This is a genomic window from Herbaspirillum sp. RTI4 (assembly GCF_034313965.1).
In the GTDB taxonomy this organism is placed as follows: Bacteria; Pseudomonadota; Gammaproteobacteria; order Burkholderiales; family Burkholderiaceae_D; genus Herbaspirillum.
Genome location: NZ_JAVIWQ010000002.1, coordinates 3,746,907 through 3,769,109, shown reverse-complemented (window position 1 = coordinate 3,769,109; position 22,203 = coordinate 3,746,907). Strand labels below are relative to the sequence as shown.

20 protein-coding genes are annotated in these 22,203 nt (G+C 54.7%); 15 read left to right on the top strand and 5 right to left on the bottom strand.

The genetic code is table 11. From position 1 onward, the window contains the following. Positions 1-68 precede the first annotated feature (68 nt). Positions 69-710 carry a Vat family streptogramin A O-acetyltransferase gene (locus RGU70_RS16775; RefSeq protein ID WP_322210513.1) on the top strand — a complete coding sequence of 214 codons (642 nt, stop codon included), beginning with the start codon at positions 69-71 and terminating at the stop codon, positions 708-710. 50 nt (positions 711-760) lie between these two features. Further along, complete coding sequence (locus RGU70_RS16770; RefSeq protein WP_322210512.1) at positions 761-1,684, top strand: LysR family transcriptional regulator; 924 nt, start codon at positions 761-763, stop codon at positions 1,682-1,684. Positions 1,685-1,748: 64 nt separating this feature from the next. On the opposite strand, the gene RGU70_RS16765 is transcribed toward RGU70_RS16770, so the two are convergent. Continuing rightward, positions 1,749-2,669, bottom strand: coding sequence for a sugar kinase (locus RGU70_RS16765; protein ID WP_322210511.1), 921 nt, complete (start codon positions 2,667-2,669; stop codon positions 1,749-1,751). A gap of 102 nt (positions 2,670-2,771) precedes the next feature. Next, the gene (locus RGU70_RS16760; protein ID WP_322210510.1) at positions 2,772-4,064 is read right to left on the bottom strand and encodes an amino acid deaminase; all 1,293 of its coding nucleotides are present in this window, start codon (positions 4,062-4,064) and stop codon (positions 2,772-2,774) included. 123 nt (positions 4,065-4,187) lie between these two features. Here RGU70_RS16760 and RGU70_RS16755 point away from each other — a divergent pair, with 123 nt between their 5' ends. The 5 genes from RGU70_RS16755 (at position 4,188) to RGU70_RS16735 (ending at position 9,357) form a co-directional block, all read left to right on the top strand. Then, entirely contained in the window at positions 4,188-5,078 is an 891-nt protein-coding gene (locus tag RGU70_RS16755) for a MurR/RpiR family transcriptional regulator (protein WP_322210509.1), read from the top strand. 1 nt (position 5,079) lies between these two features. After that, a complete protein-coding gene (locus RGU70_RS16750) occupies positions 5,080-6,600 on the top strand; it encodes an N-acyl-D-amino-acid deacylase family protein (RefSeq protein ID WP_322210508.1) in 1,521 nt (506 codons plus the stop codon). A 42-nt stretch (positions 6,601-6,642) separates the two neighbouring features. Next, positions 6,643-7,026, top strand: a complete 384-nt coding sequence (locus RGU70_RS16745; RefSeq protein ID WP_322210507.1) for a RidA family protein — start codon at positions 6,643-6,645, stop codon at positions 7,024-7,026. 77 nt (positions 7,027-7,103) lie between these two features. Further along, on the top strand, positions 7,104-8,459 hold the full coding sequence (locus RGU70_RS16740) for a GntP family permease (protein ID WP_322210506.1): 1,356 nt from the start codon (positions 7,104-7,106) through the stop codon (positions 8,457-8,459). 289 nt (positions 8,460-8,748) lie between these two features. Next, on the top strand, positions 8,749-9,357 hold the full coding sequence (locus RGU70_RS16735) for an FMN-binding negative transcriptional regulator (protein WP_322210505.1): 609 nt from the start codon (positions 8,749-8,751) through the stop codon (positions 9,355-9,357). Between the two features lie 140 nt (positions 9,358-9,497). Here the strand turns inward: RGU70_RS16735 and RGU70_RS16730 are convergent, their stop codons facing one another. Both RGU70_RS16730 and RGU70_RS16725 read right to left on the bottom strand, forming a co-directional pair. Continuing rightward, positions 9,498-9,926 carry an organic hydroperoxide resistance protein gene (locus tag RGU70_RS16730; RefSeq protein WP_322210504.1) on the bottom strand — a complete coding sequence of 143 codons (429 nt, stop codon included), beginning with the start codon at positions 9,924-9,926 and terminating at the stop codon, positions 9,498-9,500. Between the two features lie 63 nt (positions 9,927-9,989). Further along, on the bottom strand, positions 9,990-10,439 hold the full coding sequence (locus tag RGU70_RS16725) for a MarR family transcriptional regulator (protein WP_322210503.1): 450 nt from the start codon (positions 10,437-10,439) through the stop codon (positions 9,990-9,992). Positions 10,440-11,103: 664 nt separating this feature from the next. Between RGU70_RS16725 and RGU70_RS16720 the strand changes: the two genes are divergently transcribed. From RGU70_RS16720 to RGU70_RS16705, 4 genes are all read left to right on the top strand, one after another. Continuing rightward, a complete protein-coding gene (locus RGU70_RS16720) occupies positions 11,104-12,363 on the top strand; it encodes a globin domain-containing protein (protein WP_322210502.1) in 1,260 nt (419 codons plus the stop codon). A 477-nt stretch (positions 12,364-12,840) separates the two neighbouring features. Next, positions 12,841-14,367: a glycerol-3-phosphate dehydrogenase gene (gene glpD, locus RGU70_RS16715; RefSeq protein WP_322210842.1), complete on the top strand. Its 1,527-nt coding sequence runs from the start codon at positions 12,841-12,843 to the stop codon at positions 14,365-14,367. A gap of 251 nt (positions 14,368-14,618) precedes the next feature. Then, positions 14,619-16,118, top strand: coding sequence for a glycerol kinase GlpK (glpK, locus tag RGU70_RS16710; RefSeq protein ID WP_322210841.1), 1,500 nt, complete (start codon positions 14,619-14,621; stop codon positions 16,116-16,118). Between the two features lie 168 nt (positions 16,119-16,286). After that, a complete protein-coding gene (locus RGU70_RS16705) occupies positions 16,287-16,994 on the top strand; it encodes an MIP/aquaporin family protein (RefSeq protein WP_322210840.1) in 708 nt (235 codons plus the stop codon). Positions 16,995-17,152: 158 nt separating this feature from the next. On the opposite strand, the gene RGU70_RS16700 is transcribed toward RGU70_RS16705, so the two are convergent. Next, complete coding sequence (locus RGU70_RS16700; RefSeq protein ID WP_322210501.1) at positions 17,153-18,535, bottom strand: amidohydrolase; 1,383 nt, start codon at positions 18,533-18,535, stop codon at positions 17,153-17,155. Between the two features lie 279 nt (positions 18,536-18,814). On the opposite strand from RGU70_RS16700, the gene RGU70_RS16695 reads away from it, so the two are divergent. From RGU70_RS16695 to RGU70_RS16680, 4 genes are all read left to right on the top strand, one after another. Beyond that, positions 18,815-18,946, top strand: a complete 132-nt coding sequence (locus RGU70_RS16695) for a hypothetical protein (protein WP_322210500.1) — start codon at positions 18,815-18,817, stop codon at positions 18,944-18,946. A 21-nt stretch (positions 18,947-18,967) separates the two neighbouring features. After that, complete coding sequence (locus RGU70_RS16690; RefSeq protein WP_322210499.1) at positions 18,968-19,789, top strand: aliphatic sulfonate ABC transporter substrate-binding protein; 822 nt, start codon at positions 18,968-18,970, stop codon at positions 19,787-19,789. 362 nt (positions 19,790-20,151) lie between these two features. Continuing rightward, positions 20,152-20,556 carry a cytochrome c family protein gene (locus tag RGU70_RS16685; RefSeq protein WP_322210498.1) on the top strand — a complete coding sequence of 135 codons (405 nt, stop codon included), beginning with the start codon at positions 20,152-20,154 and terminating at the stop codon, positions 20,554-20,556. Between the two features lie 406 nt (positions 20,557-20,962). Beyond that, entirely contained in the window at positions 20,963-22,195 is a 1,233-nt protein-coding gene (locus RGU70_RS16680) for an efflux RND transporter periplasmic adaptor subunit (protein WP_322210497.1), read from the top strand. Positions 22,196-22,203 lie beyond the last annotated feature (8 nt).

Sequence of the window (22,203 nt, the reverse complement as noted above, 5' to 3'; positions counted from 1 at the left end):
GCCATTCTCTTCAGCTTGGCCTGTTCGCCATTCGAGCTAAGCCCGGCACTACGCAACCTGAGAGCGCTATGAACGGACCCAATCCGCAAAATAAACATCCGATGGAGGGCTTCCCACAAGTTTGCTTCATCAAAAATACGATCAGCAACCCGAATATCATCATCGGTGACTATACCTATTACGACGACCCGGAAGATGCGGAGAACTTCGAGCGCAATGTGCTTTATCACTTTCCTTTCATCGGCGACACGTTAGTGATCGGAAAATTTTGCGCTCTGGCGAAGGGGGTCAAATTCATCATGAACGGAGCCAATCACAAATTCACCGGCATTTCTACCTATCCCTTCCAGATTTTTGGGAACGGTTGGGAGACGGTGACGCCATCGCCGGGCGAACTGCCCTACAAGGGGGACACGGTGATCGGCAACGATGTGTGGATAGGCTATGAAGCCTTGATCATGCCGGGCGTCAGTATTGGCAACGGTGCCATCGTGTCCTCCCGTTCGGTAGTCACTGCCGATGTGCCGGCTTACACCATCGTTGGTGGCAATCCGGCCAGACTGATCAAAACGCGGTTCGCGCCCGAGGTGGTGGTCATGCTGGAAGCGATCGCATGGTGGAATTGGCCTGTCGACGTCATTACCCGTCATTTGGCGCTCATCGTTGCAGGGGATGTTGAGGCGCTTGCTGCCTGTCAAGAAGGCCACTGAAGCGCAAAAAATGTCGGCCATCTTTCATCGCAGGTAAAAAGAAAAAATTCATGGCACAACTCCGATTTACCCCGCGCCAGCTCGACGCCTTCATCACGGTAGCCGACATGCGCAGTTTCACCGCCGCCAGCCAGCGCCTGTCCCTGAGCGCTTCGGCAGTCAGCCAGTTGATTGCCGAGCTGGAACAAACGATCGGTTTCCGGCTGTTTGATCGCAGCACGCGGCTGGTGTCCTTGTCGTCGGCCGGCAAGGAATTCCTGGCGTCGGCGGAAACGGCGGTGAAACACTTGCGGCAAGCTGAATCGGCCGCCGCCGATGTGCGCAACCGGGCCGCTGGCGTAGTGCGCATTGCCGCGCCGATGGTGCTGGCGAGCGTGATGTTGCCGGAGGCGATTCAGGCTTATCAGCAGAAGCAGCCGAAAGTCGTGGTACGTATCCGCGATGCGTCCGTGGAGCGGCTGGTCGATATGGTGGCCAGTGGCGACGCCGATCTGGCGGTCGGACCGGATCGCGCCACCGGCGACGAGGTGCAGCGGCATTTGCTGTGCGAGAGTGCCTGGGTGCTGTGGTGCGCGTACGGGCATCCGTTAGCGGCAAAGCCCGAGCTGCGCTGGAGCGATCTGCGCAATACGCCCTTGGTGGCGGCCGGGCGCGACCATGAGCGCAATGTCGCGCAGATGAGCGATTCGCTGCCGGAGGATCAACGCATCGGCAATATCGACGTGGTGGACAACATCACTACCGCGCTGGGCATTGCCCGTGCCGGACTGGCAGCGACGCTGTCGCCCGAATATGTCGGCGCACTGGCCCGACCGCTGGGACTGACGATGCGCCGCGTGGTCGATCCTGAAATCATGCGCTATCTCTGCTTATATCAGCCAGTGCGCCGGGCGACATCACCGGCAGCAGAAGGCTTTGCCGAGCATCTGAGCGAGTGGCTGCCGCAATGGAATAAGGAAAACGGGGCGGCGTGAGCGACTGGTCATTGGGGGATCATTGCCACTTCATTGTGACGGGGATGTCAACGCGCAGCAGGTTCTAAGCCGATGCCAGGATGGCGTTGACCTGCGCGGCCGAGGGAATCGGTGCCACTGCGCCATATCCGGTAGTCGATAAGGCGGCGCAGACATTGGCGTAGCGCGCGGCAAGGAAGGGATCGTCGCCAGCCACCAAACGGGCGATCAACGCGCCGCCAAAACAGTCGCCGGCACCGGTAGCGTCGAAGGCTTCGACCGGGTAGGGCGGTATCAAGCGCCGCTCGTCGGGCGTGGCGACATAGCAACCTTCTGCACCGAGCTTGAACGCCACCAGCCCGATGCCGTACGACAGCAGCGTATCGACAATCGCATCGCGCTCATCCAGACCAGTCAGCAAGCTGACATCGTCCCAGCTCGGCAGGCAAATGTCGCACAAAGAAAAGGCGGCGCGCATTTGTTCGCGAGCGCGTTCCAGCGGCCAGAGTTTGAGTCGCAGATTGGTGTCGAGTGAGGTGCGTACACCGTGCTGACGCGCATGTGCCATCGCGGCCAGACCGGCGTCGCATGCCGAGGCGCTGATCGCCAGACTGATGCCGGACAGATGCAGCACTTTGGCTTCGGCGATGGCTTGCAGTGGTAATTGCGCCGTGGTGTAGCGACTGGCGGCAGAACCGGCGCGCGCATAGCTGAAGTGATGGCCGTTGCTGTCGTGCGAAACGAAATACAGGCCGGTGGCGGCTTGCGCATCGTCACTGACATGGCTGGCATCGACTTGTTCGGTGCGCCACAGGTCGCGCAACTGCTGACCGAAAATATCGTTGCCTAGCGCGCTGATATAGCCGCTGCGCGCACCTTGCCGGGCGGCGGCGATGCAGAAATTGGAAGTGTCACCGCCAAAGCCCTGCAAATACAGGCGCGGATCGTGAGTGCGCTGGTTGAATTCCACCATCGCCTCACCGTAAGCGAGAATGTCTGTCGTCATGGTTGTCGGGTGTTGTTGCTCAAAGGAAGGCGGCGCTGATTAATCGGTTGCCCTGATTTTGCTTTGTTTTTGCGTTATTTATTGCACTCGATCAGACCTTGCTTAGAAGTAGGTCTGGATCACATCGGTCACGTCATACCGGGCATTGACGACAGCGATCTGACGCCATTTGTCGAAAGTCAGGCAGGGATGGGAAATGTCGAAGCCGAGCATGTCGCCGACCTGGATGTCGTCGCCTTCTGCAATTTGCAGATAGGCGTGCTGATCCATCATGCCGGTTACTTGCCAGTGCGCCGGCGTGGCGATCGGTGCCGCATGGCCGGGACGAAAATGCAGAACGGGCAACGGCAAGCCGGCATCGAATGCGGCGTCACGCTTGCCGAGGGCAATGATGGCTTTGCCGGATTCAGGAATCGATTGCACGTAAGCCCACAATTGCAAGGCGGGTTGCAGTTCGGTGCGCATTTTGCGGGCAATGGGATTGCGTGTCTGGATTTGCGCCTGCGCTGCGCGGTAGATGCCAACGTCATGCGTGAGGTAGCAACCGGGACGCAGCACCACATCCAGCGGCAGGCCGATGTCGGTCTTGGCGAATTCTTCCGCGACCACGTCGTACCAGGCAGAACCGGCACCGGTCAGGATCACCGGCCGTTCCGCAGCGCGGGCGGCAAAGCGGCCTTCTTGCGCCAGTTGTTGGGCGCAGGTTACGGCGTATTGCAGGAAATGGCGGATGTCCGCCTCCTCCTTGAGTACGCCTTCATAGACTTCGATGCCCGCCAGGACGATGTGGCCGGGCCAGCGTGCAATCGCCTCGACGACCGCCTTTAACTGTGCGTCATTGCGCACACCGGTGCGGCCGCCATCGACGCCCAGTTCCAGCAACACATGCAGGCTTTGTCGTCGCGCCTGAAAAAATGCGCCCAATTGATCGACGCTGCGTGCGGAATCGACCAGACAGCAAAAATCGAAAGAAGGATCGTTCATCAGCTCCGAGATGATCGCCTTGTTTTGCTTGCCGACCAGTTGATTGGCCATGATCACGCGTCGTACGCCGTGGTGATAAGCCACCCGTGTTTGCTGCGCTGTGGCCAGCGTGATACCCCATGCGCCGCCCGCAAGTTGGCGAGCAAACAGTTTGGGTGCCATCGTGGTTTTGCCGTGTGGTGCCAGCTTGACGCCGTATTCGCTGACGAATTGCTGCATCCACTGCAAATTGTGCGACATGCGCTCTTCGGACAGAATCGCGGCCGGCAGGCTGAGGTCTTCACGCAGCAGGTTCCAGTGCAGCGCACTGACTTCAGCGGCGGGTATGGTTTGCTGAAACGAGCCCAATCCTTTGTTCAGAGAATCGATCATCGGGTTCGTCAGTGCTGCGTGATAGTTTGTAACATTCATTTGATTAAATCTTTCTGATAATTCAATTGACGCAATCATATCCTTGAAATTACTATGCGAAAAGAATGTTACAAAGTAACATTTGTTTAATTATAGCCAAGCGGCGCAACCAACGGGGCACTTGTGGAGCAGACACCTCATTCATTCGATATCGTTTCCCGCATCGCCGAGCGTAGCGGGCAATTGCGTCAGGCCGAACAAAAAGTGGCGCAGGCGATTCTGAGCGATTTGCCGTTTGCCGCCAGCGCAAGCATTCAGACGCTGGCGAAGCAGGCCGAAGTCAGCGAAGCCAGCGTGACCCGTTTTGCCAAAGCCATCGGTTGTCGCGATGTGCGCGAACTGAAGATGAAACTGGCGCAGGCCGCCGCCATCGGGCAGCGATTCTTGCGCACAGCCAGTCCAGTCGTCGCAGATGAAGCGCCGCAGATTGCCGACATCATTTATGCCGATATTCACAAGGTGCTGGAGGTCAATCGCAGCTTGTTGAGTCAGGAAGGCATGCGGCAAGCGGTGCAATGGCTGTCGCAGGCGCGCATGATTTATTCCTTTGGCATGGGCGGCGGCTCGACCATGATGTCGGATGAGGCGCGTTACCGGCTGGTTCGTTTGGGCCGCCCGGTCGCGACCTACCACGATGCCTTGCTGCAAAGAATGGTGGCGGCGACGCTTAATAAAAACGATGTGGTGCTGGCTTTTTCGACCACCGGCAATGTGCCCGAACTCAACTCCAGTTGCGCGGTGGCGAAAGAATATGGTGCGCGGGTCGTGGCAATTACCGCGCTGGGCTCGCCGCTGGCAGCGATGGCCGATGTGCTGCTGCCGCTGAAGTCGCTGGAAACCGATTTCATTTTCAAGCCATCTTCTTCGCGCTACGCCATGATGATGGTGCTCGATGTGTTGATGGCCGAGCTGGCGGTGCAGCAGAAAGAACATAGCCAGGAATTGTTGCGCCGCCTGAAATTCACGCTGGATGCGCATCGCGGCGGTGGTAACCGTGAGCCTTTGGGAGATTGATATGCAACATGATTCTAGCGTTCCGGCCGGACGGATTTGCGACACTTTAATTCGCAATGTGTCTGTGATTGACGGCAGCGGCAATGCGCCTTTCATGGCCGATGTTGCCCTTGCTGGCGGCCGTATTCTGCATATCGCTGTGGCCGGCACTGGTATCGATTCTGATGCGGACTGGCAGGCGCAGCACATCATTGATGGTGCGGGCAAAGTATTGAGCCCCGGATTTATCGATGTCCACACGCATGACGATACCAATGTGATCCGTATGCCGGGCATGCTGCCCAAGCTGTCGCAAGGCGTCACTACCGTGGTGGTCGGCAATTGCGGCATCAGCGCCGCACCGGTCAGTTTGAAGAATGAACCGCCGGACCCGATGAACCTGTTGGGCAAGGCCGGGGATTTTACTTATCCGACGTTTGCCAGTTATGTCGAGGCTATTCATCAGGCGCAGCCATCGGTCAATGTGGCCGCACTGGTAGGGCACACAGCCTTGCGCAGCAATCAGATGGACCGCCTCGACCGCGCCGCGACCGAAGCGGAAATCGCCGCCATGTGTAGTCAGTTGCGCGAAGCGCTGGAGCATGGTGCGTTGGGACTCAGCACCGGACTGGCGTATGGCAATGCCATGCAAGCGCCGACATCGGAAGTGCTGGCGCTGGCCGCACCGCTGGCCGATGCCGGCGCAATTTATGCGACCCATTTGCGCAGCGAATTCGCCGATATTCTGGAGGCGATGGAAGAAGCCTTCCGCATCGGCAAACATGCGCGCGTCGCGGTGGTGATCTCGCATCTGAAATGCGCCGGTGTCGAAAATTGGGGGCGCAGCGGCGAAGTGCTGCAAGCGCTGGAGCAGGCGCAGCGTTATCAGCCGGTCGGTTGCGATTGCTATCCGTACACCGCCAGTTCTTCTACGCTGGACTTGAAACAGGTGACCGATACCATCGACATCCGCGTGACCTGGTCCGAGCCATTTCCTGCCATGGGAGGCAAGCTGCTGGCCGATATTGCGAAGGAATGGCAGCTCGATCTTGTTACCACTGCACGCCGTTTGCAGCCGGCCGGCGCGGTGTATCACTGCATGCTGGATGAGGACGTCAACCGTATTCTGAATCATCCGGCGACTGTCATCGGTTCTGACGGTTTACCGAACGACCCCTTTCCACATCCGCGCTTGTGGGGCGCATTTCCCCGCGTGCTGGGGCATTACAGCCGCGAACAAAAATTGTTTCCGCTGACTGTGGCCATCCGCAAGATGACGGGTTTGTCGGCGGAGCGTTTTGGTCTTCTTGAGCGCGGTCTGGTGCGTGCCGGTTTTTGGGCCGACCTGGTGCTGTTCGATCCCGAAACTGTGCGCGATGCCGCCACCTTTGACGATCCCATGCAGCCTGCCGAGGGCATTGAGGCGGTGTGGGTGAACGGTGTTTTGTCGTATCTGGGCGGGAGTAAAAAAGAAGCGACCGGCTTGCGGGCCGGACGGTTTTTAGCGCGGCAGACAGGGCTTCGTCCTGTTGCCGCAAGGTGATTTTTTGAACGATGACACTTCGATGAAGGCTTGGGTACAACTATGACAATCAAACGATACGGTGTTGAGGGCGGTTCAGGAACCGGCGGCCAGCATTTGCCTTTCGCTCGTGCGGTAGAAGCAGATGGCTGGCTGTATGTGTCGGGACAGGTGCCGATGGAAAACGGCGAAGTGATTGACGGCGGCATCATCGCGCAGTCGCACAAGGCGATTCAGAACGTGATGGCGATCATGAAAGAAGTCGGTTATGGCCCTGAACATGTGGTACGGTGCGGCGTTTGGCTGGACGATGCGCGTGATTTTCCTTCCTTCAACCGGGTGTTCAAAGAATACTTTGGCGCGAATCCACCGGCGCGTGCTTGCGTGCAGTCCAGCATGGTGGTCGATTGCAAGGTGGAAGTCGATTGCATCGCTTATAAAAAATAAGCGAAGAATAAGCGCAAGGCTGGAATGAACGCACAACAGCAATTAACAATTCAAATAATGATAATCAGGAGAATGTGATGGAGATGGTTCAGGGAACTAGCTTGCTTTTGTATGCGGCAGTGGCGGTGGTGGCACTGGTGGTGCTGATTGCCAAATTCAAAATGAATCCGTTCATTGTGTTGATCCTGGTATCACTGATTCTGGGCTGGGCGGTTGGCATGCCGATGACCGGCATCGTCAAGTCGTATGAAACCGGCGTCGGCGGCGCTCTGGGGCATATCGCACTGGTGGTCGGGCTGGGTACCATGTTCGGCAAGATGATGGCGGAGTCGGGCGGAGCCGAGCAGGTCGCCAATACGCTCATTCGCGTTTTCGGACCAAAACGTGTGCACTGGGCCATGATGGTGGTGGCGCTGATCGTCGGTCTGCCGGTCTTTTTTGAAGTCGGTTTCGTGCTGTTGATTCCGATTGCGTTCAATGTGGCAAAGCGCACCGGAACTTCGATGATCATGGTCGGCATACCTATGGTGGCGGGTTTGTCGGTGGTGCATGGTTTGATTCCGCCGCATCCCGCGGCCTTGTTTGCGGTGACGGCTTACAACGCCGATATCGGCCGCACTATTTTGTACGCGCTGATTGTGGGTATTCCTACTGCTATCGTAGCCGGGCCTTTGTTTGCCAAACTGGCCAACCGCTATGTTTCGCCCAATCCCGATAATCCATTGATTGCGCAATTTGTCGATGAAGGAAAGAAGGATCGTCCGCTGCCGGGTTTTGGCATCACGATCTGCACCATTTTGTTGCCGGTGGCGCTGATGCTGCTCGGTAGCTGGGCCGATGTGTTCTTTGCGCCGAAAAGCTTCCCCAATGAATTTTTGCGACTGATAGGAAATTCGGTGATCGCGCTGTTGATTGCTACGCTGGTCAGTTTTTATACCTTCGGCAAAGCGCGCGGCTTCGATCGTGAAGCTATCCTCAAATTCACCACGACCTGTCTTGCGCCTATTGCCGGGATTACTCTGCTCGTCGGTGCCGGAGCCGGGTTTGGCCGGATACTGATCGATGGTGGCGTTTCCAAGGCAATCGTCGAACTGGCTACCAATGCGCATTTGTCGCCGCTGTTGCTGGGGTGGTTCGTGGCGGCGCTGATTCGTGTCGCGACGGGTTCTGCCACGGTGGCAATGACGACAGCCTGCGGCATTGTGGCGCCTATCGTGACTGCCGCTGGCGTGAGCGTCAGGCCGGAACTGATGGTGCTGGCGACCGGCGCGGGTTCGCTGATTTTGTCGCACGTCAACGATGGTGGCTTCTGGCTGGTGAAAGAGTATTTCAACATGACCGTGACGGAAACCTTCAAGACCTGGACCGTGTTGGAAACAATTATTTCGATCATGGCATTGTTGCTGACGCTGGCTCTGGCGACGATAGTTTGATGGATGTTGCTGGCGTGGTTCAGTAAAGATCACTGAGGGAGTGGGCGGAATAATAACCGCCCACTTCTTTTTGCACGTCGTACTTTCAGTGCGAAGATAAGCGCCACACTTCATTAGAGCTTCCCTATATACTTTTTGCTTTGGGGGCCTCTGATTCAGCTACTGCGCGACTCCATCTCAGGACTGCGATGCTCATCGTACTCAAGTACGATTGCGCTTTTTATCCTGATTGCGCCGCTCGCTACGCTTACTCAGAGGCTCCTTAGTAAATCCAAAATAGGACAGCCGCATGAATCCCATCCATGACCCGCAGATGACGTCCGAAGAATGCCTCAGTTTCATGCAGGGGGTGGACTTCGGATCGATCTTTACTCCCGATCTGCAAGTGTCGCACTTGCCCTTTCTTTTCAAGGAGGATGGCAAGTACGCTTACGCGCATTTTGCCCGCGCCAATCCGCAGGCGGCAGTGATTGACGGGTCGGCCTGTCTGATGAGTTTCTTGGGCGCGCACACCTATATATCGACGAAATATTATGTCCGTGAGCAAGCCGTTCCGACCTGGAACTATGCCGCATTGACCGTCAAAGGCGTGGCGCATGTACAGACGCATGAAGAGCTTCTGGCTTCGCTCGATGAGATGCTGGAACGCTTCCAGCCTTCTTTATTGTCGGATAAGGTCACGCTTCCCGATGAATATAGAAATCAGCTCAGCAAGGGCATCATCGGCGTGAAGATCGATATTACGCAGATCAGCGGCAAGGCGAAATTCGGGCAGCATCGCAGCATGGAAGATCAGCAAAGCGTGATTTCTCATCTGCTGCAGGGGAGTGAACACGATAAGCAATACGCGACATTTGTCAGGGACTGGCTTGGTACTAACCGGGGTTTGTCCGTTTAAAACTGTGTATTGATGAAAACAAAAAGCACGTCGGCGCTATAACGCGTCGGCGTGCTTTTTTTTATTTCTTGATACGGGGATCAGGGAAACAATTTCTGACTAAGCAATTACGCGGCGCATCTGCTTAATCAAATGTTCCTTTAGGCCAGCGTCAGTTCAACTTCAATGTTGCCGCGAGTTGCGTTCGAATACGGGCAAACCTGATGTGCTGCATCGATCAGATCTTGCGCCACAGCGCGGTCCAGACCCGGCAAATGAATGACCAGTTTGGCGGCGATGCCGAAACCTGCCGGGATGGGGCCGATGTCGATGCTGGCATCAATAGCAGCATCCGCCGGTACGGTCACTTTTTTCACGCCTGCGACGTGCTTGAGTGCGCCCATGAAGCACGCGGAATAGCCGGCGGCAAACAATTGTTCTGGATTAGTGGCTGTTCCTGCGCCGCCCATTGCTTTTGGCGGGGAGAGCTTGACGTCGAGCAGGCCATCGTCGGAGACCGAGTGACCATCGCGGCCGCCGGTAGTGTGTGCGTGGGCTGTGTAGAGGACTTTGTCGAGTTTGGTTGTCATGGTATTTCCTTTGGTGAATGAAGGGGTGAGTGAATGAATTGACAGGTGCAAGGATTCTAAAACTCAGGCGGTCAGGCGGGCGCGGAGTGCCTGTATGTCCTGGCTGAGTGAAAGTAATTCAGGTAAGCCGCATTGCGTCAGGTTGGCGACGCAAGTAGGAATGGTGGTGGCGTCTGCCTTAAGACTAACACCTGCTGGCGTGAGGCGGATGCGGACCCGGCGTTCATCCTCCGTATCGCGCAAGCGGGTGATGAGGCCAGCCGTTTCCAGTCGCTTAAGCAGCGGAGTCAAGGTGCCGGAGTCGAGGAAAAGACGCTCGCCGATTTCCGAGACCATCAAGCCGTCGGTTTCCCACAAGACCAGCATCACCACGTATTGCGGATAGGTCAGACCCAGTTCCGCAAGCAGTGGTTTATAGAGCTTGGTCATGGCCAGCGAGGTCGAATACAGCGCGAAGCAAAGCTGATTGTCGAGGAGCAGAGCCGGATTGTTGGCGGGTTTTTTCTTGGGCATGTGTCAATTGTAGTTCGCAATTAGATTGCGTGCAATATAATTATTTCCATGCGAAAACTCTGCTGATGCAAGGCTGTGATCAATCGGCTGTGACTCAGCGGCTTCGACCCAGCGACTTTGACCCAGTGGCTGCGATCAATCAGCTGCGATCAAGCGACTTCGACCCAGCGCACCGTTGGCACCCACTTCAAAGTAGTGATCATTCCGAGTCGTGCGAGGAATTCCCCGCAAGTCTTACCAGAGTTGCGCTCCTTGTTGCGCTCCTTGTTGTGCTCATTGTTGTGCTCATTGTTGTGTTCTATGGCTCTGCGGCGATTCGCTTGCTGGCAAAAGATTTGATATTGGATCGGGAATACCTTGCGATCCGGTTAGCTATGAATGGTCTTGTGTCCAGTTGGTCAATGGAAATGCGTCTGGCAAAGATGTCCTTTTAATAGTGAAAGAATTCAATACTCTTTCTGGAGTGAAATTTAATATTTCTTCTTGATAATTATTTATTATAAAAAAATAAAATAAATTTACTGCGTTATTATTTTATTGTTTATTGTATGGTGGCGTGGATCTTCATACAGGCGTTAAAATAATATCCATATTATTTTTTTCATGCACTTTTTAAAGCCTCGATTATATATTGGGAGAATGTGCTGTGATATCTCATCAGTTAATGAATTTCTTACTAGCTTTACTCATTTTTGTTTTAATTCATTTTGCATTTAAGAAATATATATGGGGATTGTTGGTGCATTATGTGTTTAAAAGACCCATCTCGGATATTTCAAAATCGTTTTCCATGCTGCTTATTTATCTCGCCAGCGGCGCTTTGTATATCCATTATTCTTATGGGGTCGAGTATTCCAATTTTTTCGTCCTTTCAGGGGTTTCACTGGCAATACTCGGTTTTGCTTTGCAAAAAATATTGCTGGATGCTTTCTCAGGAATACTGTTGTCTTTAGATCCTCCTTTTAGGTTGTTGGATAACGTGAAAATAGGGGATGAGCGAGGCAAAGTTTTAAATATTGGTTGGCGGGCAACTACCGTTCTTAGTGAGAACAATAATATTGTTTTTTTGCCTAACGGTAATGTGGCAACTGCCAAGGTTATTAATTATAGTTTGCCCTCCTCAATGGGGCGGGATAGATTCGAATTTTCGGTCGATCATTCAGTTCCCTATGAAGTAGTAAAAGCAGCAATAATGCAGGGAGTAAAAAAGCCAATTGCTTGCGGGCAGATAGTTGGTACGCCGGAGCCATTTTTGTTGCACGAGAAAATGGTGAATTATTTTAATGGGACGATTTGTCTTTATTCACTTAACTATTACTTTGATGTTTCTGTCGTTCCAATTTATATAGCGAATCACGAAGTATCGAAAGCGGCTATCGTTGCCCTCAAGAATGCCGGAATTCCCCTCGCCATTTTGTCGCCCGAAGAGAAAGAAGCGGCTTTCAGGGTCGCTAGTGAACGAGCAAAAGTCTCTGGCGCAAAAACCGAACCAGTCAAGGAGGGGCCGCTGCTCGATAGCGAGATCATGATAGTTGACGCTTCATGGAAGTTGTTGACGCCAGTGGCAACCGAGTTTGCGCAAATTTTCTATCAGAATCTATTTGAAGCCTATCCGCATCTCAGGGAGCTTTTCCGTACCGATGCAGCGGAGCAGCAAAAGAAACTGATTGCCATGCTGGGTGTAATCGTCAGGGGGGCCAAAGATATAGAAGCGCTCTTGCCTATCGTGCAAGAACTTGGCGTCAGGCATGTCGCTTACGGCGTCAAGGACGAACATTATGCGATGGTCGGTGCTTCCCTGATAAAAGCTTTCGATGATGTGCTGGGCGATCAGTTCACAGAGGAAATCAAGGCGGTATGGCTGAAGGTCTATGGCTTGTTAAGCAATGCGATGTTGCGTGTTCCTGCGCCTGCAGAGGCCTGATCAGGCTTTGAGATAAGCGTCTGGCTAGCGCCTGCTGGCAGGCCATTGGTGAGATGCCCTGGTTTTTTTTGTGGGGAAATTCCGGCACAGCGGCAGGCATCGTCTGTCGCTGCTGTCGTTCCTTGCCTACGGATCCGACGCATATTAACGCCCCGGCATTGTGTCGCTGCGGGTCTCTGCGTTTAGTTTGTAAAAAATAAAAATGACGGTGGTTTTTTTCAGGGAAGAGGTAACTCCCTGATTCAAGATGTGCCGACGTACAAAATTGTGCGTGGCCTCAAAGTTCAATTTCAGCCGCGTCGATACCTACATTTTTCGCAGCGACAAACATTGATCAGGCACATTCGGATGTTGCCGAAAGCAAATGAACTAAAGGCGTAGGCACGCTGGTAGTGGTAAGCTAAATTGATTAGAGTGCGCCTCGGCGTGAAAAACTCCGAACGAATCTCGTCAGGAGACTGAGTGGAAATTAATCAAATGCAAGAACCGGAACAATACGATCTGGTGGTGGTGGGTGGTGGTATCAACGGCGTTGGCATTGCACGAGATGCGACAGGCCGCGGTCTGCGCGTACTGTTGTGCGAGAAAGATGATCTTGCCGAACACACCTCCTCCGCCAGCACCAAACTGATTCATGGCGGCTTGCGTTACCTGGAGTATTACGAGTTCGGTCTCGTGCGCAAGGCACTCAAGGAGCGTGAAGTATTGCTGCGGCTGGCACCTCACATTATCTGGCCTTTGCGTTTCGTGATGCCGCATGTAGCCAGCTTGCGCCCGGCATGGATGATCCGCCTCGGTCTTTTTTTATACGATCACCTGAGCCACCGCGAACTGTTACCCGCTTCGCGCGGCATCAATTTGCGACGCCATCCTGCGGGCGTGCCGCTGGTCGATTTACTGGTGCGCGGCTTTGTGTATTCCGATGCCTGGGTCGATGACGCCCGTCTGGTCGTGCTTAATGCCCTAGATGCAAAAGAGCGCGGCGCAACGATTCTCACCCATACCTATTTTGTTTCGGCTGAACGCGAGGCCAGCAGTTGGCGCATCCAGTTGCGTAGCGATGGGCAGCCGGAAAAAACGATACAAGCGCGGGCTATCGTCAACGCCGGTGGTCCCTGGGCCAGCAATCTGCTGCAACAAAATATGGGACAGACCGAGCATGCTGAATTACGCCTGGTCAAAGGCAGTCACATCATTACTCGCAAATTGTTCGATCACGATCACGCTTATATTTTTCAGAATCCTGATAAACGCATCATCTTCGCGATTCCTTATGAAAATGAATTCACGCTGATCGGCACCACCGATTTAGAGTATCGAGGCGATCCGAGCAAGGTCAGCATTTCGCCGGAAGAAGTGAGCTACCTGTGCGACGCGGTTAATACCTATTTTGTAAAGCCGATTACGCCGGCTGATGTGGTCTGGAGTTATTCCGGTGTGCGTCCTTTGCTGGCGGAGGAGGATGCGTCCAATCCCTCGGCCGTCACACGGGATTACCATCTTGACGTCGATGCGCCAGAAAATCAGGCCCCCTTGTTGTCGGTGTTCGGCGGAAAAATCACCACCTACCGTCGTCTTGCTGAGGATGCCCTGGACTTGCTTGCCGGCCCATTGGCAATCGAGCAGCCAGCCTGGACCGGCAAGGCAGCACTGCCGGGAGGGGACCTGCCCGGTGGCGACTTCGATGCCTTTCTGGCGGGCTTCGTGGCCCGTCATCCGTGGCTGCCGGCTTCCTTGGCCAAACGCTATGCGCGCGCTTATGGCAGCCGTGCCGAACGACTTCTGGGCAGCGCTGATTCTATGGAAACTCTGGGTGAAGAACTGAGCCCGGGCCTGTTTGAAATGGAAGCGCTTTATCTGATGGACCAGGAATGGGCTATCAGTGCCGACGATATCCTTTGGCGTCGCACCAAACTGGGCTTGCATGCTACTGCGCTGTCGCAGCAACGCCTTGCCGACTGGCTCACCGCACAATCTGAAAGAACCGCCACGCTGGCTCAATAGCGTGATCCGGCGTCGCTTCGGCGGGCGCTGATGCCTCCTCTAAGAACCCACCTGAAAAGTGGTGCAGGCGACACAATCTCCGGGAAAGAAAAGCAGTCGTACGCAAGTGCGGCGACTATTGCTGTTCATTGCAGCTCGGGGATTGTGCCGCGCATTGCTTCATCAGATGTGCGCTGACAGAGCGGGGGAAAAATCCACATATCCGTAAATAACCATCATTTTTTGAGGTGATACAAATGGAGAAGACAAACATGGAAGGTCAATACATTCTTTCACTCGACCAGGGGACGACCAGCTCGCGTGCCGTGCTGTTCGATCACGCTGGCGATATCGTATCGGTCGCGCAAAAAGAATTCAGACAGATTTATCCCAAGCCGGGTTGGGTCGAGCATGATCCGCAAGAAATCTGGTCGACCCAGGCTGGCGTAGCCGCAGAAGCGGTCACGCATGCAGGACTCAACGGCGCATCGATTGCCGCCATCGGTATCAGCAATCAGCGCGAAACCACTATCGTCTGGGATCGTGAAACTGGTCGTCCGGTTTACAACGCGATTGTCTGGCAGGACCGTCGTACTGCGGAGTTTTGTGATGACTTAAAACAGCGCGGGATGGAAGATATGGTCAGGGCGAAAACGGGCCTGCCTATCGACTCCTATTTTTCCGGCACCAAGATCCGCTGGATTCTGGATAATGTTTCCGGCGCGCGCGAACGCGCCAAGCAAGGCAAACTCTGCTTCGGTACGGTGGATAGCTGGCTGATATGGAATTTCACTAAACATGAACTGCATGTCACCGATGTCACCAATGCCGCGCGCACCATGCTGTTTAACATTCACACGCTGGAGTGGGATGACGAGCTGATCGACATGCTGGAAATCCCGCGCAGCATGCTGCCCGAAGTGCGCTCGTCCTCTGAAATTTACGGCAAGACCAAGACCACCGTATTTGCCTCCGCGATTCCCCTGGCGGGCATTGCCGGCGATCAGCAGGCGGCTTTGTTCGGGCAAATGTGCACTCAGCCCGGGATGGTAAAAAATACCTATGGCACCGGCTGCTTCCTGGTGATGAATACCGGGAACAAGCCCGTCGAATCCAAAAATAATCTCATCACTACCGTGGCCTGGAAGATCGGGGATCAGGTCAACTATGCCTTGGAGGGCAGTATCTTCATCGGCGGCGCAGTAGTGCAATGGTTGCGTGACGGCCTGGGAATCATCCACAACGCATCGGAAATCGAAGCCTTGGGACGGTCGGTACCGAACAGCGATGGCGTGTATCTGGTGCCGGCATTTGTGGGTCTTGGCGCTCCGCACTGGAACGCGCGCGCCCGCGGCACGATGTTCGGACTGACCCGTGGCACGACATCGGCGCACGTTGCCCGAGCAGCGCTCGACAGTATCGCCTACCAGTCACACGATGTGCTCAAGGCCATGGAAGCCGACCTGGGTTACAAGATCAATGAATTGCGGGTCGATGGCGGTGCGGCGGCGAATGATCTGCTCATGCAGTTTCAATCCGACATTCTCGGCGTCGATGTGATCCGGCCCAAGATTACCGAAACGACTGCACTCGGCGCGGCCTATCTGGCCGGACTGGCGGTGGGCTACTGGAAGGACATCGAAGAAATTCAGGGCCAGTGGGAACTCGATCATCGCTTCACACGCGGCTTGGAAGCCAGTGAGACTAAGACGCTGCTCAACGGTTGGAAGCGGGCGATCAATGCCAGCAAGGTCTGGGCCGACACAGTCTGAAAGAGTGCCTGACAATTTCCTAAGCAACATCTGATTAGGCTATTGGCGGTGCAAGTTCAGCATCAGCGATGCTGTCCGTACCTGAGTGCGGCAGCACGCATTTCCTTTGCTTGCGCCGTCCACACTACTTATTCAGCGATCCCATAATAGCAATGGAGCATGATCATGATGAGTCCCCTGTTTGCTGAATTTGTTGGAACCGCTATGCTGGTTCTGTTGGGCGAAGGTGTCGTTGCCAATGTCCTGTTGAAGAAAACCAAGGGCCATGACAGCGGCCTGATAGTGATCGCCATCGGTTGGGGTATGGCGGTTTTTGTTGCGGTACTGTGTACGGCTGCGGCTAGCGGAGGTCACCTCAATCCGGCCGTGACATTCGCACTGGCGCTGGCCGATAAATTCCCATGGGATCAGGTACCCGCTTATATCGCGGCGCAGATGGCCGGTGGCATGGTCGGTGCGCTGTTGGTATGGCTGGTCTACCGCGATCACTTCGAGGCGACTGCGGATGCCGACGCCAAACTCGCGGTGTTCTGCACCGGCCCGGCCATCCGTAACACGCCGTTCAATGTGCTATCGGAAGTTGTCGCCACCTTCGTTCTGGTGTTTGCCGTGCTCAATATGGCCGCGCCGCGCTTCGGTCTGGGCGCGATGAACGCTTTGCCGGTCGGGTTGCTGGTGCTGGGTATCGGTGTGTCGCTTGGCGGTACCACTGGCTATGCGATGAGCCCGGCCCGCGATCTTGGCCCACGCATCATGCATGCGATTCTGCCTATTTCTGGTAAGCGCGATAGTGACTGGCGTTATGCCTGGGTGCCGGTAGTCGGTCCATTAATCGGTGCGGCATTGGCCGCATTGCTATTCAAGGTCAATTTTTAACGGAAGCTTTTAACAGAAGCTTTTAACGGAATTTTTTATTGGGAGTTCGCTGCATTCAGAATGTCTTGCGCTATTGCGACGACCCAGAGCGCATGGGCCGGATGCAGCAGCGCAAGGACATCCTAGTGCGCGACATTGATGCGACCGGAGAATGTCTGCTAACGTCGTTTTGCCAGAATGCTCAGAGCCGCTACCGCATTGACTTTCGCGCCAATCGGGATGGCGGCGAGGTCGACGAAGAAATCGGAGTTATGGTTGGAGTAAGGGGCCTCTTTCCCTGCTGCACGGGCTTTGGTGAATAAGTCCAGCGGCGCAACGCCTATCATCATTAAGACATAGGGCGTATTGAGCGAGCGGAATACTTCCTGAAAATCTTCAGACCCCATCACGGCCGGGAATTGGTCGATGACCTTGCCCTTGCCCATGAGCGCCTCTAGCGAGATGTTGATCTTCTCCACCAGGGCTTTGTTGTTGACCAGTGGCCCGGCGTTGCCCTTCATTACACGCGTCGGCATTTTGTCGGCGCTGACCCCTGCGGCAATCGCGACGCCATTATTGATGTCGTCGATTCGTTTGAGCATCTGCTCACGCACTTCTTTTGTAAACCAGCGCAAATTGAGCTTGAGTACCGCGCTCTCGGGAATCACATTGTTGTCTCGTCCGGCAACGATGGCTCCGACTGTCACTACGGCTGCGGCCTGCGGATCGAGGTTGCGGCTAACGATGGTTTGATAGGCCAGTACTGCCTGCGCCGCCATCACCACCGGATCGATTGTTGCCTGTGGCGAAGAGCCATGACCGCCGATTCCCTTGAACGTAATATCGAGCTGATCGACACCCGCCATGCGCACGCCCGGCGAACTCGACAGATAGCCCAACGGCCCCGGCGCAGTATGCGAACCGAAGGCGTAATCGGGTTGTGGGAAGCCGCGTTGCCATAGATTGTCATCGACCATGGCCTGCGCACCGAGGCCGACTTCTTCGGCCGGTTGAGCATAAACCACCAGTGTTCCCGACCAGTCGGACGAGAGCGCAACCATGGTCTTGGCCAGGCCGAGCAACCAGGTCACATGCGCGTCATGGCCGCAGGCATGCATGACGTCAATCTCGCTGCCATCGGCCAGATGTTGTTTGGCGGTGGCGGCGTAGGGCAGCCCGGTTGCCTCGCGTACCGAATTCGCATCCATGTCAGCGCGGAACCAGACAGTGGGCCCGGGACCATTTTTGAATACGCCAACCACCCCGGTTTGGCCTATTTTTTCCGTCACAGAAAACCCAAGCGACCTGAGGTCTTTAGCGACGATCGCTGCTGTGCGCGTCTCGGTAAAGCCTATTTCCGGGTGCTGGTGCAAATCCTTGAAGATGGCAGTAAGACGCGCTGTATCGGCATCGACTGCTTTATTGACACGGGCAATCAACGCGGTCGGAATTGCTGCCTCAACCGAGGCATGCGACGTTTGCGCCAGAACACTCGTTGTTAAGAACAAGCATGCAAGGGAGAAAGGGAGTTGAGCGAGTTTATGGGTGAGGTGTGAATTCATACGCTTCCTTAATTAGAGTGATCGAAATTTTATCGTATGTCTTTATTGGGGGCGATAGCAAGTTAGCAACGCAGTACCCTGTTGATGGTCGTTCGTGATGAGTGATGCAGGGTGAGCCGCTGGAAACCGCAATGACATTGAGCGGCATACGGTGGTTCTTTATGTATTTATTAGCAGCGGAAATGAAATTCGAAAATCACATAAGCATCTTTTAAAAACTTCCTTGTGCGCGCAACGGCGGATACCTATTCTGCACTTTCATTCAAGAGGAAATTTTTCATGTTCAGATCGTTGTTGAAGACCCGGTTGTTATCCACCTTGCTACTTTCCGTCAATCTGTTTGGCTTGGGGGTGGCACATGCAGTCGAACCCCAGTCCGGCTGGCCCAAGGAAATCCGTATCGGTTATTAGAAGGGCAACAGTCTGGTCATTTTGAAATCGAGCGGAGATCTGGAAAAAGTACTTGCTACTCATGGTGTGGCAGTCAAATGGTATGAATTTCCGTTTGGCCCGCCAATGGTAGAGGCGATCAATACCGGTGACATCGACCTGGGCTTCGTCGGTTCGACGCCGCCGGTATTCGCTCAGGCTGGTCGCGCACCGGATATCCGCTATGTCGCTTATTCCGCTGCTTACGGCGACAATTACGGAATAGTCGTGCCGCAAACCTCGACGGCGAAAAGCGTGCGCGATCTCAAGGGTAAGCGCATTGCGGTAGCCAGAGGATCGGCCGGACAATATTTGCTGTTGAAGGCATTGGAAAAAAATGGATTGAAGCCGGAGGATGTTTCCTTCGCCTATCTTCAGTACAGCGAGGCGCGCTCGGCGCTGGAGCGTGGGGACGTGGCCGCATGGGTCGTGCCCGATCCACGTCTGGCGGACGTTGAAGCGAGCAGTGGTGTGCGAGTCTTGATCCGCGCGAGCGAGTTGCCGGAAAATTACGGCTTTTATATCGCGCCGCGTCAGTTTGCCATCAGTTATCCGGCCGCATTGCGCGCCACACTCAAGGAAATCGACCAGACAGAGCAGTACGCCCGACATCATCTGGCGCAGACGGCGCAGTTTCTGGCGCGGGATACGGGTGTCAAACTGACAGTCTGGCGGCAGGTGTTGGCGCGTCAGCCGTGGGGAGTAGCGTTTCCGTTAACGCCACAAGTGATTGCGGCGCAGCAGGAGGTCGCCGATACCTTTTCTCGTTATCAGTTGTTGCCGAAAGCGGTGAAGGTGGTCGATGCGGTGATTGACATTAAATGACAGGGAGTGTTGCTGGTGTTGCTTCAATTGATTGTCGTGGCGGTAATTTACATGGCATTGCCAAGTCGATTTTCCGCTTTTCGCGTTCCGAAAAAAAAACGATAAGTTCCGCCAGACGCGCTGTCTGACGGGACCCTTCGGCATGCAGAGAGGATATTTTTATAGGGGGTAATGGAAGGGGAAATTCAGGTTCGTTTGCTCCTTCCTTAGCCCATCAAATTGCTTGCCAGCAGAAAATTCATACGCAGCAACGGAGAGACGTTCAAACGTGTAAAGTAGGCCGTTGAATACGTTCTCTTAAGTGAAGGTCTGGCATGAATTTGTGTGGAAAAAAATCGGCTCGCCTCTCCGGTGCGCCGCGAATGGTCAGGCGAACCTCGTTCGTTTTTGCTGTAGCCTCAGCTTTGGTATGCCAGTTACCGCGGGCTTACGCGGCGGGGGATGTCGTCGCGGGTAAGGCGCTGTTTTTGAGTTTGACCTGTGCCTCTTGCCACGCAGTGGGGCCGGATGCGCGCTCGGGCTTTGGGCCGCAGCTTAACGGTATTTTCGGACGGGTGGCAGGCAGCTCGCCGGATTACAAAGAGCGCTATTCGGCCGCGATGAAAAAATCCGGCATCGTCTGGTCGGAACAGTCTTTGACGAAATTCCTCAACTCCCCTGGCAATGTCGTTCCCGGAACCAAAATGAGTTTCTGGGGCATCAGCGATGAAAAGAAGCTTGCCAATTTATTGGCGTATTTGCGCAGCTTTCCGGTCGATCCGAAATAGAGAACGAAGCTTTACGCCTCTCGCTCCTGTCGCGCCCTCAGCGCGACTGGCCGGATTTGATGACCCCGCATCATTCCTGACTTACTTACCGGTCTCGGTGATAAAGCGGACTCTGTGTGCCGCGTTCCTCACGCTGCATTTCTGCCTTTGCATAGCTAATCCGAACGATGAGAGCCGCTTTTCTTGCGGGGAAAATGCGATCCGGATAGTTGTCTGAAAAACATTTTTTACCTTCCCTTATTCTCACATTCAATGCGCTCAATTCTTACGCACATTTTCTATTAATGCCCTTGGGAAATAAAAAAAGTCAAATCAAAGTACAATTTTCGTAACGTCCTACTTGCTATAAAGATATGCAGTTGCAAAAAAAAGAACTCTTTTTTTTGCAATCAACAAAGGACTACACATGCGCTTTAAATGGATTTCCTATCGCTTAGTTACTATCATTTCAGTCGCTGCAGTTCTCGCAGCTTGCAACCAAAAACCTCCGGCAGCAACGCAAACTACGCCTGAAGTAGGCGTTTTCACCGTTAAGACCTCCTCCGTACCAGTCACCAACGAATTGCCGGGCCGCACCAGTGCTTTTCTGGTTGCGCAGGTGCGTTCACGGGTCGATGGCATTGTCCTTCGTCGTGAGTTTGTCGAAGGGGCCGATGTCAAGGCCGGGCAGCGTCTGTATAAGATTGATCCGGCACCGTACATCGCTGCGCTGAACACGGCCAAAGCGACGCTGGCCAAGGCCGACGCCAATCTGGTGACGCAAAATGCGCAGATTGCGCGCTACAAAATACTGGTCGCAGGTAACGCTGTGAGCAAGCAGGATTACGACAATGCAGTGGCAACCCAGGGTCAGGCCGCTGCCGATGTGGCATCCGGCAAGGCGCTGCTGGATACGGCAACGATCAATCTCGGCTACACCGATGTGACCTCGCCGGTTTCTGGCCGTATCGGTCTGTCGGCGGTAACGCCAGGCGCGTTTGTGCAAGCGAGTCAGGCAACCTTGCTCACGACCGTGCAACAGCTTGATCCTGCTTACGTCGATATGGCGCAATCGAGCGTCGATGGCCTTAAGTTGCGTCGTCAGATGCAAGAAGGACGTCTGCAAACCACTGGCGAAAATGCGGCCAAGGTCACCTTGGTGCTTGAAGATGGTCGTCCTTATACAGAGACGGGCACGCTCCAGTTTTCGGATGTGAGTGTCAATCCCAGTACCGGGTCGGTCACTGTCAGAGCCATTTTCCCGAATAAAAGTCGGGTGTTGCTGCCGGGCATGTTTGTGCGCGCAACGATCAATGAAGGCGTCAACGACAAAGCACTGATCGTGCCGCAAATCGGCGTATCGCATGACCAGAAGGGACAGGCCGTTGCACTTGTGGTCGGTTCGGATAACAAGGTCGTGCGACGGGTATTGGTCACCTCCAGCACCTACGGCAGCAACTGGGTCGTTGAAAGCGGCCTCGCTGCGGGTGACCGGGTGATTGTTGAGGGTGTCGACAAGGTCAAGCCTGGCCTACTCGTTAAAGCCATCCCTGCCACTCTGCCTGCAACGGCAACCCAAACTACAGCCACGAATGGTCCGAATAATGCCGGCGACGCACAAGGAGCGGCTTCCGCTCCAGCGGCCGCCGGCACGAAATAATCAGGAGC

Excerpts from the sequence above, each read along its gene's own strand:
- RGU70_RS16775 (WP_322210513.1), top strand. The coding sequence starts at position 69 with ATGAACGGACCCAATCCGCAAAATAAACATCCGATGGAGGGCTTCCCA.
- RGU70_RS16770 (WP_322210512.1), top strand. The coding sequence starts at position 761 with ATGGCACAACTCCGATTTACCCCGCGCCAGCTCGACGCCTTCATCACG.
- RGU70_RS16765 (WP_322210511.1), bottom strand. The coding sequence starts at position 2,669 with ATGACGACAGACATTCTCGCTTACGGTGAGGCGATGGTGGAATTCAAC.
- RGU70_RS16760 (WP_322210510.1), bottom strand. The coding sequence starts at position 4,064 with ATGAATGTTACAAACTATCACGCAGCACTGACGAACCCGATGATCGAT.
- RGU70_RS16750 (WP_322210508.1), top strand. The coding sequence starts at position 5,080 with ATGCAACATGATTCTAGCGTTCCGGCCGGACGGATTTGCGACACTTTA.
- RGU70_RS16745 (WP_322210507.1), top strand. The coding sequence starts at position 6,643 with ATGACAATCAAACGATACGGTGTTGAGGGCGGTTCAGGAACCGGCGGC.
- RGU70_RS16740 (WP_322210506.1), top strand. The coding sequence starts at position 7,104 with ATGGAGATGGTTCAGGGAACTAGCTTGCTTTTGTATGCGGCAGTGGCG.
- RGU70_RS16735 (WP_322210505.1), top strand. The coding sequence starts at position 8,749 with ATGAATCCCATCCATGACCCGCAGATGACGTCCGAAGAATGCCTCAGT.
- RGU70_RS16730 (WP_322210504.1), bottom strand. The coding sequence starts at position 9,926 with ATGACAACCAAACTCGACAAAGTCCTCTACACAGCCCACGCACACACT.
- RGU70_RS16725 (WP_322210503.1), bottom strand. The coding sequence starts at position 10,439 with ATGCCCAAGAAAAAACCCGCCAACAATCCGGCTCTGCTCCTCGACAAT.
- RGU70_RS16720 (WP_322210502.1), top strand. The coding sequence starts at position 11,104 with ATGAATTTCTTACTAGCTTTACTCATTTTTGTTTTAATTCATTTTGCA.
- glpD (WP_322210842.1), top strand. The coding sequence starts at position 12,841 with ATGCAAGAACCGGAACAATACGATCTGGTGGTGGTGGGTGGTGGTATC.
- glpK (WP_322210841.1), top strand. The coding sequence starts at position 14,619 with ATGGAAGGTCAATACATTCTTTCACTCGACCAGGGGACGACCAGCTCG.
- RGU70_RS16705 (WP_322210840.1), top strand. The coding sequence starts at position 16,287 with ATGAGTCCCCTGTTTGCTGAATTTGTTGGAACCGCTATGCTGGTTCTG.
- RGU70_RS16700 (WP_322210501.1), bottom strand. The coding sequence starts at position 18,535 with ATGAATTCACACCTCACCCATAAACTCGCTCAACTCCCTTTCTCCCTT.
- RGU70_RS16695 (WP_322210500.1), top strand. The coding sequence starts at position 18,815 with ATGTTCAGATCGTTGTTGAAGACCCGGTTGTTATCCACCTTGCTACTT.
- RGU70_RS16685 (WP_322210498.1), top strand. The coding sequence starts at position 20,152 with ATGGTCAGGCGAACCTCGTTCGTTTTTGCTGTAGCCTCAGCTTTGGTA.
- RGU70_RS16680 (WP_322210497.1), top strand. The coding sequence starts at position 20,963 with ATGCGCTTTAAATGGATTTCCTATCGCTTAGTTACTATCATTTCAGTC.